This window comes from Psychrobacter sp. 1Y1, from assembly GCF_051847395.2.
Classification (GTDB): Bacteria; Pseudomonadota; Gammaproteobacteria; order Pseudomonadales; family Moraxellaceae; genus Psychrobacter.
The window spans coordinates 1,299,081-1,316,457 of record NZ_JBPYDF020000001.1; the positions used below are offsets into that span (position 1 = coordinate 1,299,081).

The 17,377-nt window shown below is 43.4% G+C and carries 11 protein-coding genes; 2 read left to right on the top strand and 9 right to left on the bottom strand.

The genetic code is table 11. The features are described 5' to 3' along the window. Window positions 1-83: 83 nt before the first annotated feature. The 7 genes from ACS8FA_RS19515 to ACS8FA_RS19545 all read right to left on the bottom strand — a co-directional run bounded on the left by ACS8FA_RS19515 (window position 84) and on the right by ACS8FA_RS19545 (window position 10,601). Window positions 84-1,733, bottom strand: coding sequence for a sodium:solute symporter family protein (locus ACS8FA_RS19515; protein WP_322868758.1), 1,650 nt, complete (start codon window positions 1,731-1,733; stop codon window positions 84-86). A gap of 784 nt (window positions 1,734-2,517) precedes the next feature. After that, window positions 2,518-3,600 carry a formate dehydrogenase accessory sulfurtransferase FdhD gene (locus ACS8FA_RS19520; RefSeq protein ID WP_439265794.1) on the bottom strand — a complete coding sequence of 361 codons (1,083 nt, stop codon included), beginning with the start codon at window positions 3,598-3,600 and terminating at the stop codon, window positions 2,518-2,520. Window positions 3,601-3,694: 94 nt separating this feature from the next. Next, window positions 3,695-6,016: an FdhF/YdeP family oxidoreductase gene (locus tag ACS8FA_RS19525; RefSeq protein ID WP_439265796.1), complete on the bottom strand. Its 2,322-nt coding sequence runs from the start codon at window positions 6,014-6,016 to the stop codon at window positions 3,695-3,697. A 216-nt stretch (window positions 6,017-6,232) separates the two neighbouring features. Continuing rightward, complete coding sequence (locus tag ACS8FA_RS19530; protein WP_439265798.1) at window positions 6,233-7,027, bottom strand: ABC transporter ATP-binding protein; 795 nt, start codon at window positions 7,025-7,027, stop codon at window positions 6,233-6,235. A 64-nt stretch (window positions 7,028-7,091) separates the two neighbouring features. Continuing rightward, window positions 7,092-7,991 carry an ABC transporter permease gene (locus ACS8FA_RS19535; protein WP_101204314.1) on the bottom strand — a complete coding sequence of 300 codons (900 nt, stop codon included), beginning with the start codon at window positions 7,989-7,991 and terminating at the stop codon, window positions 7,092-7,094. A 442-nt stretch (window positions 7,992-8,433) separates the two neighbouring features. After that, entirely contained in the window at window positions 8,434-9,474 is a 1,041-nt protein-coding gene (locus ACS8FA_RS19540; RefSeq protein WP_160020900.1) for an ABC transporter substrate-binding protein, read from the bottom strand. Window positions 9,475-9,551: 77 nt separating this feature from the next. Continuing rightward, window positions 9,552-10,601, bottom strand: a complete 1,050-nt coding sequence (locus ACS8FA_RS19545) for an ABC transporter substrate-binding protein (protein ID WP_439265800.1) — start codon at window positions 10,599-10,601, stop codon at window positions 9,552-9,554. A 603-nt stretch (window positions 10,602-11,204) separates the two neighbouring features. Here ACS8FA_RS19545 and ACS8FA_RS19550 point away from each other — a divergent pair. Beyond that, window positions 11,205-11,594, top strand: coding sequence for a hypothetical protein (locus ACS8FA_RS19550; RefSeq protein ID WP_439265802.1), 390 nt, complete (start codon window positions 11,205-11,207; stop codon window positions 11,592-11,594). Window positions 11,595-11,691: 97 nt separating this feature from the next. Here ACS8FA_RS19550 and metG read toward each other — a convergent pair whose 3' ends face one another. Both metG and ACS8FA_RS19560 read right to left on the bottom strand, forming a co-directional pair. Continuing rightward, entirely contained in the window at window positions 11,692-13,785 is a 2,094-nt protein-coding gene (metG, locus tag ACS8FA_RS19555; protein ID WP_439265803.1) for a methionine--tRNA ligase, read from the bottom strand. Window positions 13,786-14,173: 388 nt separating this feature from the next. Further along, window positions 14,174-15,589 (bottom strand): GntP family permease, encoded by a 1,416-nt coding sequence (locus ACS8FA_RS19560; protein WP_439265805.1) that lies wholly within the window; start codon window positions 15,587-15,589, stop codon window positions 14,174-14,176. A 396-nt stretch (window positions 15,590-15,985) separates the two neighbouring features. On the opposite strand from ACS8FA_RS19560, the gene ACS8FA_RS19565 reads away from it, so the two are divergent. Beyond that, window positions 15,986-17,326 carry a short-chain fatty acid transporter gene (locus ACS8FA_RS19565; protein WP_439265807.1) on the top strand — a complete coding sequence of 447 codons (1,341 nt, stop codon included), beginning with the start codon at window positions 15,986-15,988 and terminating at the stop codon, window positions 17,324-17,326. The last annotated feature ends 51 nt before the right edge of the window (window positions 17,327-17,377 follow it).

Consider the following 17,377-nt stretch of genomic DNA (forward strand, 5'->3'; position numbering starts at 1 on the left):
ATATCTCCTTATAATATTGCTAAATAAGTAGCGATTAGCCAAATACTGCTGACCAATCACTACTTGGATAAAGCGACTTTGATTTAAGATTTAAGTGACGATGGGATTTCCGACTTTTTATCGTAATTGCCCACGCGCTGCTTAATTAAATCGAAGTCGAAGTGTTCATCTCCCATCAAGCTGATAATCACACAGACGACGGTACTAGCGCCGTAAGCTGTTAGAGAGGCTAGCAGGACCATATATTGACGTAAGAAGCCAGTAGCGAAGATAAGCATCAGCACTAGCGTGATAACTGCGGCGACCATGCCAATCTTACGACCTAAGAATCCAAAGACCATTAGCCCAATAACAACCGCTGCACCGACACTGGCCAGTATTTCAAAGAATAGGGCGGTGACACCAGTGATTGGGAGTAATTCGAAACGGGCAACGCAAAATAAGAGTAGTCCGACGATAACTGCTGAGGTAAAGGCAGTATTGGTGACGCGATTCCAAAACACACTGGCGATAACAGGGAAGACAATAGCCCCCCATAGTGCACCAACAAATACTAGCATGACGAGAATATCAAGCTTAAAGCTCGCAAAAATTAGTCCAGCTGCTGTCGCAACAATCATCGTGCCGCGACCAATTAGCATCATTGTTTTAGGTTTAACATGGCCTTTTTTGGCGATATTTTTACCGTAGACATCAGCCATCATAATGGTTGATAGCGCTGATAAATCTGAGTCAGCGGTCGAGGACAACGACCCAATCACTAAGATAAAGAATAAGGCGATAAAGACAGGATGCAGATAAGTACTGACCATTTGAGGAATGAGGTTATTCATATTGCCATCGAGTGGCTCCACGCCAATCGTCACAGCCATTAGTCCAATCATTCCAAGACCAATAACGATACCAGCATAGCCGACTGTAGCAGTGATAAACGTCGCTTTAATCTTGGTTTTATCGATCGCAAATAGGCGCTGAGTGATGGTTTGATTACCAATAGCATATGCTAATACAGCGACGAAGTAAGGCGCACCTTGTTGAAAGAATGCCTCAGAGGAGAAAAAGTTCTGTTGCTCCAAAGTCAGGTTTGACAGGCCGCTAACCATAACTTCAGGGCCGCCCATAGCAAATAATACCGCTGGGATAATGACAATACCAATGGCCATTAGAGCGACCAACTGGGCGAAATCCGTAAAGACAGATGCTCGAAACCCTGATGTCAATGTATAACTCAGGACACCGATACCTGCGATCATTACCCCTGTTTGGAACGATAATGGCGACAGGACTGACACCAATGCCCCAGCAGCGGTAAAGTTGACCATCAAGCTAATTAAACTGCCCATAATGTTGGATATGGCTAAGATTAATTGGCTTGATGAACCGTGACGGGCGTGAATAAGTTCACCTAGTGTATGACCATCTGGTGCCAGTTCACGAAAGCGCATACCAAAAGGGTAGATGAATAAAATCATCAATGCACCCCAAAAGCCATAATGTATCGGCCCTGATACGCCGTACTTATAGCCAGAGGTGGCCGCAGCGTAAAATGAGGCTGCCCAAATCCAAGTGGCGGTCATGCTGGCTGCACCCATACCAAAGCCAACACCGTGACCTGCGACCATAAATCCAGAAGTTGTCTCTTTATCTTTTTTGATTAATAAGGACAGTAAATAGGTGCCGCCATAAAATGCTAATAATAATAAAATAATCGTTAATGATGAAAATTGGAACAATGACTCAGTTTTCAAACTCAGACCTCGCAATTGTTAGTTGATGAATAAAGTTCAGTAAAAATTAAAGATACCAAACCATTAGGAATACAGCATAGCCTACACAGTCCTCATACCGAACGTATGTGGCTAATATAAATAGCGAAAATACCAACTGCAGTGGTAAGCAAATGCTAAGTGTTACGCCCAAATCTTAATGAGACAGATAGTGTCAAATCAAAAAGACAGGGACTACTTTCAATAGGCGTCAGTTAATGGGTAAACCATCACGCTATTAATAGGCATACACAAAGGTAGCTACATGCTAAAGAAAACTCATGTGATGAGTGTCTATAGCGGAATTACGAATAAGCACTAAGCCATGATAAAATGACCCGAACTCGATTTAGACAGCCTTATCAGCTGTAATAAACAATAGCTGAGAAATCTCTACTCATCTATTGCGATTGATGTGTTACTAAGCGGCATTAATAAATAAAACTACATATTTGTTAAGTGCCTGTAACATATTTGCGGGATAAGAGTAACCTATTATGTCATTAACCTCAAACATTATCCGATATTTACCAAACAATGACCGAAGATGATATATAAGTATTTATTTAAAGAGATTTAATAAGATTTTTAATAAAGCATTGAAAGATAAGGTTTTATTATTAGTAGCATCGAGTGATATATCGCTATGAGCTAAGTTATAACTATGAGTAAGTAACTGAAGTTTTCGTTAGAAAAAAATAGATAATGAGCGATAGACGGGTGTTCTCAATGAACAAGTAGAAGTGAATTTTTATATATTACCTTGTTTGGTATAGTAAGTGACTCGGTTATCACGTAAAAATCCAGCCAATCCAAGGCCATAACGCTCAGCCACGCGCACTGCTGTACTGGTAGGCGCTGACATGCCAACTAGCCACGGGATTTGACTTCGAATAGACTTTTGAACCAGTTCAATAGAGAGACGCGAAGTCATAAGCACACAGCTAACGTCTGCTTTTTGGCGTAATTGCCAACCGATGAGTTTATCAAGTGCATTATGGCGGCCTACATCCTCGAATAAATGTAGCTGCTGATTATGTATCGTCGCTGCGGCATGTACCGCACCTGTCAGTTGATGCGTATGTTGCGCGGCATCCACTTGTTGACGCAGTGCCAATAGGGAGTCAAGACTTGGTGCGCTCGTTTGAATGCCATTTATACCTGTCTGTCGGTTATGTTCATGGTGTAAATGGTCTTGTGAGTAAGTACTTAAATCAGGCAAAGCTTGCGTTAGTCCAGTAATACCGCACATACCGCAGCCTGTACGCCCTGCGAGCTGCCGCTTTTGTGCCTGTATACGTTGATGGCAGCGTTGGCTCAATACCAACTCCACGACATAGATATCGTAATCTTGAAATCGTTCTAAGCTTTGCTCAATTGATACTGAGTCAAGATCTTCGTCACTCGAATCTTGAACGAACTTCTGGTAGCTAGCGATATCTGCAAGGTGAGTCACTTCCCAGTCGAGTAACTCGTGACTGTATTGAATTAATCCTTCGCTAAATAAGAACCCAACCGCTAAATACTCTAGCTGATGTGGACTAGCCATCAACACAGCATAATGAATCCCATTAATGATGATAGAGACCGCAGCTTCGACTGCTAAGCTGGTGGTCTGCGACTCGATTTGAAGGTGAGAGTCATTATTAGGGTCGCTAATAACTGACGGGTAATGATGTTTGTGTGCCAAATGACTACGAGCAAGTGGTGTCTCTGACAACCTATCATCGTTAGACAGCTCAGGTGTAACTATCTTAGTGCTAGTTGAGTTATCTATCATAGCGGGGTCGATAAGAGCCTCACTTTGCTGAGCGTTATTTTCAATGGTTATCACGGTTTATCATGGCCTAGAAATATGAGTGTGTTTATGGTCATTTAGAGGAGTAGCCAATGAAAATGTCATTCTCATCGGCTCTCCGCAGTATGATTTACGCAGGCGTAGCGATCGACGTATTTGCCTCTACGCGCTCTAAAATGACGGTCGTCGATTTATACGCTGGGATATGAGAATCTGGCGCATGTGTCTCCAAATCAAAGAGGTCATTGCACTCAGGGTAATAAGCGGCAACAGCGTTAGAGGCAATATCCATCTCACTTAATACCAATGGGCCTAAGACGCGCGGTTGCTCTAGGCTGTCTTTGGCACGCTGGCGAGTGACCATAACAAGGTCACCTTTTTGCCAACCCAAACGGCTTATTTCATCGGGATGCATAAACAGCACATCACGGCGATCCGTTTGACGATAGCGGTCTTTAAACCCAAAAATCATAGTGTTGAATTGGTCATGGCTACGGACACTGGTCAATTGCCAAACCTTTTGTGCTGAATCTGCATGGTCATCGATATCGTTTGCGGCTGCCATTTGTGCAGCGACAAAAGTAATCGGATATTGTGGGACTTCAAACTGGGCTTTGCCGCTTTCGGTATTCCATACACGATGACGCGCCGCATGATACAAATGAAAGCCACGCTCAGAGGTACGAATACGCTGATTGAAGTCTTCAAATCCATTAATCGCTTGAGCGATATAGTCCCGAATAATATCGAAATCCTCACTCATCGCAAGCCAAGGAATAGACGAGTCGGCGCCGAGTACATGGGTCGCAATATCCGCTACGATTTGAGCTTCAGATTTTAGAGTATCACTAACAGGTTTGAGTTTGCCCTGAGTGGGTACGATCTGACACATGGAGTCTTCGATAGTGGCAAATTGCTCACCCTTTGTTGTGACAATACGTTCGGTACGGCCTAAGCAAGGTAGGATCAAATTGTTAGCACCGGGGTATAGCATGGTCTCATTGAGCTTAGTACCGACAAATATATTAAGCTGAGTAGTGGTTAAGGCTTGCTCAATCGCGCTGGTATCAGGGGCGGCCACTGCATAGTTACCACCCATGCCCATAAAGACTTTCAATTTACCTGCGATAAGAGCCTTGGCACCTGTGACGACATCGTAGCCATGTTCTTGTGGCATAGGGTGCTTAAACACACGCTCTAAACTGTCTAGTAAGCTTTTGCTAGGACGCTCATGGATACCCATAGTGCGATCGCCCTGTACGTTGGAGTGCCCACGTACTGGGGATGCACCAGCGCCGTCGATACCAATCATACCCATCAGCAGGAGCAAGTTGGTAATCATCGCCACATTGTCATCACCCTGTACATGCTGAGTAATGCCCATGCCCCAAGTGCAAATCGTTGCTGGACTATCAGCTACCAGCTCAGCGAGATTGATAATATCTGTCTGAGAAATACCGCAGCCAAGTGTGATATCTGACCATGATTGCTCTGTTAGCCACTGTTTTAGAGGTTCAAAGCCTGAAGTATGAGTGGTAATAAACTCATGATTTATTTTATCGTTTTCGATTAACCACTTGGCAATGCCCGTCAATAAGGCTGCATCACCGCCGATTTGAATTTGAATAACGTCATCGACCATATCAGCACTTTGACCGGCTGCCATGTGAGTTGGTTTTTGTGGATTTCTGAACTTGCTTAAACCTTGTTCATGCATCGGGTTGATTGAGATGATTCGACAGCCTTGCTCATGCGCATGGGCGAGCATCTCTAGCATACGTGGATGGTTGGTCGCTGGGTTTTGCCCAAACATCAATATCAGCTTGGCTTGCTCAAAATCTTCTAGCATGACCGTCGCTTTACCAATACCTAGCTGTCTGCTTAGCATTACTGAGGTTGGCTCGTGACACATATTTGAGCAATCAGGCAAATTATTGGTACCAAAGCAGCGTACGAACAATTGAAATAAGAAGGCAGGCTCGTTAGTCACACGGCCTGATGTATAAAATAGCGCCTCATCAGGTGAATCAAGCTGTCCTAATTGCTCAGCGATCAGGCTATAAGCAGCTTCCCAAGGGATAGGAACATAGCGATCTTGCGCCGCATCGTAATACATCGGCTCTGATAAACGACCACTGTGCTCAAGCTCGTAACCAGTCCAGCCCTGTAGTTCAGTAACGGTATGTCTTGCAAAAAAATCGGTATTTGCTTTATGGGTCATGGTCTCACTGGCAATGACTTTAATGCCGTTTTCACAGACATCGATGGCTTTGTGTGACTTATGGTCAGGCCAAGCACAGCCTGGGCAGTCAAATCCGCCTTGTGGCTGATTGCTTTTAAATACACTTATACCGCCACGCAAAAATGTCTTATAGTCCATTAGCTTTTGAGTAGATGAGATCAGCGCAGGCCAACCAGCAGCAGGGTGGGAATAAATAGGAATTTTGCGCATGAAAGACCTCATATAGTAAGTGACAATAGCGAAGCTTTGATAGACAACAACTATATAATGGTCAGTGAAAAGTTCATATGATCATTAACTATAGATAACAAAAAACCTCCAAGAAAAATCAATTCTCTTGAAGGTTTTTGAGGTTGTCGGAAGTGGTTATATCCGATAGGTACAAATTTATAAATCGTAAGTCATTGGCAGTATTAGCTCAAAAACTTAGCTTAAAATCAAACTGTCATCTTCAACTTTTTCGCCACGTGTTTGCTCAAACATATCAAGTAGATCATGTACGGTCATGCCTTTGCGAATGTCACCAGCCACATCCAACACGACTTGACCCTGATGCAGCATAACGGTGCGTGTACCATGTGCCAATGCTTGTTGCATAGAGTGGGTGACCATCATCGTAGTCAGCTTATTGTCCGTGACAATCTTATCAGTCAATTCTAAGACAAACGCCGCAGTCTTAGGATCGAGAGCTGCAGTATGCTCATCAAGTAGCAAAATCTTAGAAGGCTGCAATGATGCCATTAGCAGACTTACTGCCTGACGTTGACCACCAGAGAGTAGACCCATACGATCGGTTAGACGATTTTCTAGACCTAATTTTAAAACGGATAGTTTTTCTCGAAACAAATCACGGTTGTTCTGGTTCAATGCAAATTTTAGACCGCGATTACCGCCGCGTTTGTAGGCCAAAGCCATATTTTCTTCGATCGTAAGCGCTTCACAAGTACCGGCCATCGGATCCTGAAAGACGCGAGCAACCCAATGCGCGCGTTGATGAGCAGACTTTTTGGTCACATCAATGCCATTTAACAAGATTGAGCCACTATCGACGCGCGTCGTACCGCTTACTGCGTTCAAAAAAGTAGATTTACCTGCGCCATTGGTACCAATGACAGTGACAAATTCACCATCAGCAATATTCAAACTGATACCACGTAGGGCAGGGTTTTCGATAGGCGTGCCTAGGTTAAAGGTCAACCGTAAATCGGTGGCTTGCATCATAATCGTTATTCCTTATTGTCTCTTCAAGCGAAGCAAGTGTTATAAATACCTGCTTTGACTGTCATTAGGCGCGAACCTTGCGTGATAAAAACTTGGTTTTCGCTTTTGGCAATACCAAGGCTAGTACCACGAGCAATGCGGTAATCAAGTTCAAATCCTGTGGACCAAAGCCGATGCTACGTAGCGTATCGCTTGATAATGCGACCTGAATAAACAGTTTGTACAATACCGCGCCGACAACAACGGCAAAGGTGATCAGCCAAATACGCTTGGCAGGAATGATTGTCTCACCGATGATGACCGCTGCTAGACCAATGACGATTGTACCGATACCAATCGAGATGTCCGCGCCGCCCTGAGTCTGGACGAACAGCGCACCTGCTAGGGCAATCAAACCGTTGGAAATCGCCATACCGATGATGGTCATCCACGAAGTATTGATACCTTGCGCCTGTGCCATTCTTAGGTTTGAGCCAGTAGCACGCATCGACAGACCTGTCTCAGTGCTATAGAACCAGTTCAAAAATAACATAGCAGCTGCGACAACGACACCGATAATCAAGCAACGCATCCAATAACCATTACCATCAGTCACCAAGGTGCTAAACACTGTGGTTTCGCCAAGAAGAGGTAGGTTTGGCGCGCCCATGATACGTAGGTTGACAGAATATAAGGCAACCATGACCAAAATACTGGCAAGCAGCTGCAAAATGCCAAGTTTGACATGTAGCCATGCCGTGACGATACCAGCGACTGAACCTGCTAACATCCCAAAAGCACAGGCCAACCATGGGTTGATGCCAGCGATGATAGAAATACCAGCGACTGCGCCACCTAACGGAAAACTACCGTCAGCGGTCAAATCAGGGAAGTCGAGTGTACGAAATGAGATAAGCACACCGAGTGCTACTAGGCCATAAATCAGACCACTTTCAAGCGCACCAAAAAAAGCAATTAAAGACATAAGAGATCAGTAAGTCATAACCAAGTGTTTAGCGTATGGTACCAAGATAAGTAAATGGCAATTGCCAAAATCATCTATCTGCTAAACAGCTAAGCGGTGAATTTAACAGATTAAGCAATCTGCGGTTAGGGTAAACCAAAACATATCACGATTAACAGCGATCATAAGCTACCTTGGTTTGAAGCGATGGTTAAAAGCACTGCAATGCAATCAATAGACTTATCCTCTACTTAACAAGTATCAGATAAATTGGCAGACAAATACAGCACTATTAAACATGCTTGCAAAAAAGACTCTGTTTAGACAAGAAGCCCAGCCTAATGACTCATAGCTGGGTTTCTTATTTAATTATTAGCCGTATCTTTTAAGGTAGACAACACAGTATTGATTCGTATCGCTATCTTATTTATACCTGCTATTTTGAGCCAAATACAAAGGTGCGTTATTCTACCACTTCTTTAGCTTTATCGATAACCGCTTGTGGCAACGTAATGCCTTCTTCTTTAGCGTGTTTTGGACTGACGTATAGATCAAGCGCTTGTGGAGTGTAAACAGGAATAGCACCTGCTTTTTCACCGTTTAAGATACGTACGACAATTTTACCAGTTTCACGGCCAAGCTCATAGTAGTTCACGCCTAGAGCAGCAACAGCACCGCGCTCAACTGAGCTAGTGTCTGAGGCAATTAAAGGAATCTTACTTTGTTTGGCGATTTGATAAAGTGACTCGTATGCTGATACTACGTTGTTGTCAGTTGAAGTATAGATCATATCGACCTTACCTTCGAGACTACGGGCTGCCATCGCAATGTCGTTACTACGCTGTGCAGGCGCTTCTAATACATTGATACCTAGTGGTGTTAGCTTCTCTTTTAGATTTTTTAAGATAATCGTTGAGTTGACTTCACCTGGGCTATAGACATAACCGACGTTCTTTAATGATGGAATGATTTGACGCATCAAATCAATCTGTGGCTCATACGGTAGGGCATCTGATGCGCCTGTAACGTTGGTGCCAGAACCATCTAACTTAGGTACCAGTTTTGCGGCTACTGGATCAGTAACTGCTGAGAATACCAATGGAATGCTGCTAGTAGAAGCGGCAACAGACTGCGCAGATGGCGTTGCGATAGCGACGATAACGTCTGGCGCATCAGCGACAAATTGCTTGGCAATCTGACCAGCAGTAGCAGTGTTTCCTTGTGCGCTTTGGAAGTTAACGGTTAAGTTTTCACCGTCCTTGAAGCCTGCTTCGTTTAGCTCGTCGATGACGCCTTTACGTACATCATCAAGCGCCGGATGTTCGACGATAGCGGTAATAGCAACGGTTTTCATAGCTGTCGCTGCATCACCACTAGCGGCAGCATCAGTAGAGCCATCATCTTGTGCTGATTGATTACAACCAGTCAAGATAGCAGTACATACACCGCCTAATAATAAAGCCTTACCAAAATTAAAACGACCAAAACGATTTTGAGACAACATGGGTCTTACTCCTAAAATAATAGTGTGTCCGTACACTATATAAATAATTGACGAGCTAATAGATAGCTTACTACTTTTTATTTGGTTTCGGCATCAATATCAACATTGATGGCGTTTTTTAGTAACTCTGCTGGCAAGCTGACACCTTGCGTTTTGGCGTGCTTAGGACTGACATATAGGGTCAGATCATTCATGACTTCAGGTTTGATAGTATTGACCGCTTCGCCATTTAACACGCGATATACCATCTTGCCAGTGGTACGACCAAAGTCATAGTCATTAACACCAAGCGCAGCAGTCGCGCCGCGTTTTACACTGAATTCATCAGACGCGATAATCGGTAACTTGAGCTCATTTGCTGCTTGGGTCATGGCCTCAAAGGCAGACGCAACATTATTGTCAAATGAGGTATAGATGATATCTGCGCGTCCTTGCAAACTGCGTGTCGCCATACCGATATCCGTTGGACGATTGGCAGGAATGTCTAATAGTGACAGACCTCGCGCTGGCAGAGCTTGTTTTAGGTTCTCACGCAATGATACTGAGTTTGCCTCACCTGGGCTATAGACATAACCAATGGTCTTTAAGTCGGGTTTTATCTGCTGTAACAAATCCAATTGCGGCTCTAGTGGCAACTGGCTTGAGAGTCCAGTCAAATTGCTTTGAAAGGGCTTGCCATCTGCCGTGATGAGCTTGGCACCTAGCGGATCTGACACAGCAGTGTAGATAATAGGGATAGTGGTGGTCGCGGCTACCACTGACTGCGCAGAAGGCGTTGAGATTGCTACGATCGCATCAGGGTTGTCTCCTGCAAATTGCTTGGCAATCTGTCCTGCAGTCGCTGTGTTTCCTTGAGCACTTTGAAAGTTAACAGTTAGGTTTTGACTTTCGACATAACCATTATCTGCCAATTCATCAATAATACCGCGGCGCATATCATCTAATGATGGATGCTCAACGATTTGAGTAATGGCAATTGATTTGGCAGGTTTGTCTGTAGCCGTGCTATTTTCAGCAGTCGCTGCGGTCTCAGTAGAGGAGTTTGAGCAGCCGATTAGTCCAAGTGTGCTAATGGCACTAAGAGCAACGCCATATAGGCTTAAGCGTAGAGTAGAAGCGATAGTCATTATTAGGTTAACTCATAGGTTATATCAATCGCGAAAACCAAATGGATATCGCCAGACTGACTGAGCCTACTAACTTATATAGTAGTCATTTTGCTCATCTGTTTGGTGTACTTTGGTTTTTTGCCATGATATTGAAGAATGCAGATTAGCCAAGTCAATGCTATGTTGATGCTGAGATAGCAGGCTAACAATTAAATAAAGTAATCGTTCCATCGATTATTATGTTCATATTATGACAGTAATGTAAGTTATCGCAATAAGAAATTAATGTGTAGCGGTCATGGTGATGGATAATAAAAAAATCATCACTTCTTTTTATCTTATCAAGACGCGTGATGCATTGAAGCTCTTGTGTAGATCTGAATATAACAGATGCCGCTAGAGTACTTTTGTTTGCTGAAAACATATGCAAAAGGCTTACATCCTAGCAACGCATCTATTACGTACTCACTTCATAATTAACGTAAGCTAATTTTCATACGAGAAACATGATGGGTCTAAGGATAATCCAGTCATTTTGGTGGCATTGTGCTGAATAGTGGATATGAAATAGTCCTTATAACTTATCTAACTTTTTCGAATGACCATTTTAAGGATAATATTATGAACACTGCTAATCTTAAATTATTAACCATCGCCGGTATCACTGCTACTTCTTTGATTGGATTGCCTGCTATGGCAAAAGATGGTCATGGAAACGGGCACGGTAATAGCAAAGGTAACTCTGCCCATGTTAGTAAAAACTATAAGCATAATGGCAACGCCCACCCAAGTATTAACGCTTACCGCAATGCTAGCCCGAATGCTTCGTTTAAGCGTGATCTTGATAGATACGGTTATAGAGTAGTCGGCAAGATTGATAGAAGGGATTATGACCGCTCTGTCGTTTTAGACCGTTATGATGATCGTTACGTTCGTATTCGCACGCCAGAAAACAACATTGTGACGGTGATTAATGATACGTTGCAGATCATCGATATTTTGAGCAGATAAGTATCAGGCTTGGTTTTTAGCCATTTGCTAAATCAGCCATAAAAAAAGATGCCACTTAGGGCATCTTTTTTTTATTTTTTAATGTTAAAAATAACCGTTATGCCAGCACGTCACCAACAACACAAGCATCTGGCAAGGTAACGACTGTTAAGCCGGTCTTTGGCTCGCCAGTTGACAATACCATGCCTTCTGATATGCCAAATTTCATCTTGCGTGGGGCAAGGTTGGTCACGCAAATGACTTTCTTATTAATCAATTGCTCAGGCTCATAGAACTTACGAATACCACTAAACACGTTACGTGGCTTATCTTCGCCAACATCTAGCGTGAACTGTAGTAGCTTATCAGCACCTTCTACATGGTTACACTCTAAAACGTGTGCGACTTTCATCTCGACTTTGGCAAAGTCTTCGATACCAATGTAGTCAGTTTGCTCGGCATCTGCATTTGTTGCAGGTGCTTTTTCTTTTGCGGCAGGCTTACTACTTTCAGTTGCAGCAGGAGCGTCTGCTTGAGTTAAGGATGCTTTAGAATCTTCTACCATTGCTTCAATATCTTTTTCTTCGATACGCTGCATCAGTGGTTTGAACTTATTGATTTTATGACCTAGTAACCACTCATTACGACTGGCAAAACTTAAATCATCAAGGTTCAAGAACTCTTTAGCATTATTAGTCAATTCAGGTAATACTGGCGCGAGATAAACCATCAATTGACGGAAGATATTGATAGCGACCGAGCAGACGTCTTGAACTTCTTGCTCAGTACCCTCCAATTTCGCGAGTGACCATGGTTTTTTGGCATCGATATATTCGTTGGCCTTGTCCGCACATTGCATGATTAAACGCATAGCACGCGAGAATTCACGATTCTCATAGGCAGCAGCAATCTCATCGCCCGTTTTGGTGATGTCTTCTAATAGCTCTGACTCGACGCAAACTTCTGACAGCATACCGTCGTATTTCTTAACCAAGAACCCTGCACTACGACTGGCGATATTGACGACTTTACCAACCAAGTCAGAGTTGACCTTTTGCATAAAATCTTCTAAGTCTAAGTTAATGTCTTCAACTTTATCAGACAATTTACTAGCAAAATAATAACGCAAGTACTCAGGATGTAAGTGATCAGCATACGTTTCGGCTTTAATGAAAGTACCGCGCGACTTACTCATTTTTTCGCCATTGACCATCAAGAAGCCATGGGCAAAGACGCCGGTCGGCGTACGCAGCTCGCTACCCGCTAGCATCGCTGGCCAAAATAGCGCATGGAAGTAAACGATGTCTTTACCGATGAAATGATAAACCTCGGTCTTATGCTCGTTTTCTTGCATCCAATAACGATCAAAATCTAATTCGTTTTCAGTATCTTTGCGCTTATCACACAAGTTTTGAAAGCTCGCCATGTAACCGACCGGTGCATCGAGCCAAACATAGAAGTACTTGTCTGGCTCATCGCTTGGGGTATCTGGAATTTGGAAACCGAAATAAGGTGCATCACGTGAGATATCCCAGCTGGTCAGGCCGGCGTCAAACCATTCTTGCAGCTTATTGGCGACTGACGTTTGCAAGCGATTGTCACTACGTGTCCAATCTTTTAAGAATTGCTCAAATTCTGGTAAATCAAAGAAATAATGCTTAGAGGTTTTTAGAATGGGTGTGGCATCAGACAACGTCGAGTATGGATCTTTGAGATCTGTCGCGTCATAAGTCGTGCCGCACACTTCACAGTTATCGCCATATTGATCCAGCGCACCGCATTCAGGGCAAGTACCTTTGACAAAACGATCCGCTAAAAACAACTGCTTTTCAGGATCAAATAATTGCTCAACGTCTTTAGTACTGATATGTCCAGCACTACTAAGACGACGATAAATCAGCTCAGAAAAATGCTTGTTTTCTTCTGAATGGGTGGTGTGATAATTGTCGAAGTCAATCAAAAACTTAGCAAAGTCCGCTTCATGCGAAGCTTTAACCGAGGCGATTTGCTCTTCGGGTGTTACACCATTGGCTTCTGCTTTGAGCATGATAGCCGTACCGTGTGCATCATCCGCGCAGACATAAGTGACCTGATGGCCTTGCGCTTTCATCGCACGCGCCCAAATGTCGGTCTGAATATATTCTACAAGATGCCCCAAATGGATATAGCCATTGGCGTAGGGCAGCGCACTGGTTACTAGAATCTCACGCACTTTTGTCACCTATATTTTTATATAAACGGGTTGGTTATCAAACGTCTTGAGCGCTTTATGGCGAGCGGACGCGATATTGTCAATACTAAAGCTTTTAAAATTTCTAAAAAAGGAAAAACCAAAAAAGTGTGCCTATGATACCGTAATTCGGCCAAATTTGTGACATTCCTCAGTAATTAATACGTTAATCAATATAATCATTGGCTCTATTATGCCGATAGATTTCTATTCATTTATCAGGTGTCAATAACCTATTTTATTTAAAGAACATAGTCGTAAAGCGGCGATAAAAAACCCACCAAGCAATCTGCCAAGTGGGTTTTGAGTTTGCACATTAAAACTCATCGATATTCAAAGCTCAAGAAATTGCTTGAAGCTTAAACGGTTTCTAAAATGAGCCAAACATCGTCCCTAGAATAATAACCGCGACTACCGCAATTAATGGAATAATCATCGTGACCATCGCAAGATTCAAGTAGGATTGCTTATGGGTCAAGCCACAAATCGCGAGTAGGGTGATGACCGCACCACTATGAGGGAGCGTATCCAAACCACCCGCTGCCATGACAGCAACACGGTGCATCAGTTCTGGATCAATACCAGCGGCAACCGCCATTCTTAAATAATCTTCACCCAACGTCGATAGGGCAATACTCAAACCACCAGACGATGAGCCTGTGATACCAGCAAGCGTGGTCATCGCGACGGCTTCTGAGATCAGAGGGTTGTCAGGGGTAAGGTTTAAAATGCTATCACGAATGATAAGAAAGCCTGCTAGCGAGGCGATAACCGCACCGTAGCCCACTTCTGATGCCGTGTTAAAAATCGGCAACATAGAGTCGTACGTACCACGGTTAATGGTTTTTTGTAGATTATTCCAATGTCCGATACGTAGCAGAATCAACACCACACAAGCCACAACCAATGAGATGATGATTGACCATAATCCGAGTGAGCCTGCGATATTTAAGTCAGGAAACTGCGTCTGTAGACTACTAAAATCTATCGACGGGAAAACCACATAGGTCAATATAGCGTTCAAGCCAATGACCAATATCAGCGGAATCATGGCAACGGTGAATGAAGTGTGATGAGTGTTTAATACCTCAGCTTCTTTTGCAGCCGCTCCAACGCCGCCTACATCCTCTTCATCATGCTGACCATAGCCTTCGCCCGCTGCATTGGCTTTTCTGGCGCGTGATTGTAACCACATCCAACCACAAATAAACATAATCGTACCACCGATAATACCCAAAATAGGCGCGGCAAATACGTTGGTGTTGTAGTAAGGAATTGGAATAGCGTTTTGAATGGCTGGCGTGCCTGGCAGTGCAGTCATCGTAAACGTAAATGACCCTAGGGCAATCGCTGCTGGAATCAAACGTTTTGGGATATCGGCTGCTCTAAACAAGTCTTTGGCGATTGGATAAATAGCAAAAGCCACAACGAATAACGAGACGCCACCATAAGTCAAAATGGCACAGACCAAAATCACTGCAAGTATGGCTTTGCTGGCACCGAGCTTTTCGACGACGGTATTGGCAATGGCAGTTGCTGCACCAGAGTCGGCCATCAAACGCCCAAACAATGCCCCTAGCAAGAATATAGGGAAGAATTTGAGTAAGAATCCACTTAACGCGCCCATAAAGACATCGGTATAAGCGGGGATGGTGTTTAAAAAATCACCTGATAGTAAGACTGCTAGCGTCGCCATAATCGGTGCTAAGATCAGCACAGAATAACCGCGATAAGCAAAAAACATGAGTAATAATAGGGTAATGACAATAGCTAGCGTACTAAACATGATAGCCCTCCTTGGCAAAATTAAGACAGCGAGTATATCGCGCTTATTAATATAGGTAAGAAATTAATCAAAAAACCTTATTTATTGTATTTTATTAAACATAAATCCAGTTGCGATATTACTGAAGGATAAGGAATACTTTGTTGACTCGCGTCCTCTTGGGGTTATTTTCTAATCACTAAGCAACTAGGCGCTACGAAAATAATATGTTAAGTTAGCATAAGTATTTTATACATGATATATCGATATAATATGTATTATTATAAATAAAAATATAAAGTATAATGTTTGATATGAGCCGCGCTTATCAAATGGAAGGCTATTGACAATAAGCGCTAACCATAAAAACTTGTCATCAATCTCATCACAAACAGCAAATTTACAAGGAATGTGAATATGTTTAGTGCCATCACTAACGTGAGCGTACAGCTGGTCAATCGCTATCTACCATCTCCGTTTGTCTTTTCAATTGTTTTAACCCTCATTGCGTTCGCGGTTGGCTTAGCTATTACTGGTCAAGATATGATTGCGATGGCAGGGCACTGGGGTAATGGACTGTGGTCGTTACATAGCTTTGCCATGCAAATGGCGCTGATTTTGGTCACAGGTTACGCGTTTGCCAGTGCACCCTTTATTCAACGGTTATTGGACAATCTTGCCAGCAGAGTTCATTCTCCTACGACCGCTATTGTCGTATCGACCTTGGTTGGGCTAGTTGGTTCATGGGTAAACTGGGGTTTCGGTCTTATTATTGGGGCAATTTTTGCTAAGTCTTTGGCAAAAAAAGTAGCCAACGTCGACTATCCTTTGTTGGTTGCTGCTGCGTATTCGGGGTTTGTGATTTGGCACGGTGGGTTTTCAGGTTCGATACCACTGACGCTCAGCTCCGGTGGCGAGACACTGTTAACGTTATCAGGCAATACCATGACCGAAGCAGTTCCTTTGTCACAGACCGTATTTGCAGGTTATAACTTGCTGCTAGTGGGTTTACTTATTATTATCTTGCCGCTGCTAAACCGCTTTATGCATCCAAAAAATCCTACGGTTATTGATCCAAAGCTGATCAAAGAAGAGATCTACGTCGCGCCCCAAAGAGACACACCTGCACAAAAGCTAGATGATAGCCGTATTATCGCTGTTATCTTATTGGCCTTAGCACTGATGTATTATATCAGCGAGTTTGGTAGTAACGGTTTTAACCTCGGGCTAAACATCGTCATTGGGCTATTCTTGTTCATAGGTTTGCTATCGCATGGCACGCTAGAGCGTTATTATCGTGCCGTACACTCAGGGATAGGTGGCATCACAGGTATTGTGCTATTGTTCCCGTTCTATGGCGGCATCATGGGTATCATGACCGGTGCCAATGCGGATGGTATCTCTATCAGTACGCAAGTGACCGAGTTTTTTGTCAATTCAGCTTCTGCAGACAGCTTTCCGATTTTTGCATTTTTAAGTGCTGGTTTGGTCAACGTCTTTGTACCATCGGGCGGTGGACAGTTTGCGGTACAGGGTCCTGTTATGATTCCTGCTGGTATTGAACTAGGTGTTAGTCCAGCTATTACTGCGATGGCAATCGCGTGGGGTGATGCATGGACTAATATGATTCAGCCGTTTTGGGCTCTACCATTATTGGGTATCGCAGGTTTGGATGCACGCGCTATCATGGGCTATTGCCTAATAGTACTGGCAGTCTCTGGTGCCATTATCATGAGCGTGTTTTGGCTATTGGTATAGTCATTCCACTATAAAATTATTACTGCGTTAACCTCGCTTGAATTATTAGAT

What these genes read in the sequence shown, in the direction of transcription:
- ACS8FA_RS19560 (WP_439265805.1), bottom strand. Translation starts at nt 15,589, where the DNA reads ATGTTTAGTACGCTAGCTATTGTCATTACCCTATTATTACTCATGTTT.
- ACS8FA_RS19540 (WP_160020900.1), bottom strand. Translation starts at nt 9,474, where the DNA reads ATGTTGTCTCAAAATCGTTTTGGTCGTTTTAATTTTGGTAAGGCTTTA.
- ACS8FA_RS19530 (WP_439265798.1), bottom strand. Translation starts at nt 7,027, where the DNA reads ATGATGCAAGCCACCGATTTACGGTTGACCTTTAACCTAGGCACGCCT.
- ACS8FA_RS19550 (WP_439265802.1), top strand. Translation starts at nt 11,205, where the DNA reads ATGAACACTGCTAATCTTAAATTATTAACCATCGCCGGTATCACTGCT.
- ACS8FA_RS19565 (WP_439265807.1), top strand. Translation starts at nt 15,986, where the DNA reads ATGTTTAGTGCCATCACTAACGTGAGCGTACAGCTGGTCAATCGCTAT.
- ACS8FA_RS19545 (WP_439265800.1), bottom strand. Translation starts at nt 10,601, where the DNA reads ATGACTATCGCTTCTACTCTACGCTTAAGCCTATATGGCGTTGCTCTT.
- ACS8FA_RS19535 (WP_101204314.1), bottom strand. Translation starts at nt 7,991, where the DNA reads ATGTCTTTAATTGCTTTTTTTGGTGCGCTTGAAAGTGGTCTGATTTAT.
- ACS8FA_RS19525 (WP_439265796.1), bottom strand. Translation starts at nt 6,016, where the DNA reads ATGCGCAAAATTCCTATTTATTCCCACCCTGCTGCTGGTTGGCCTGCG.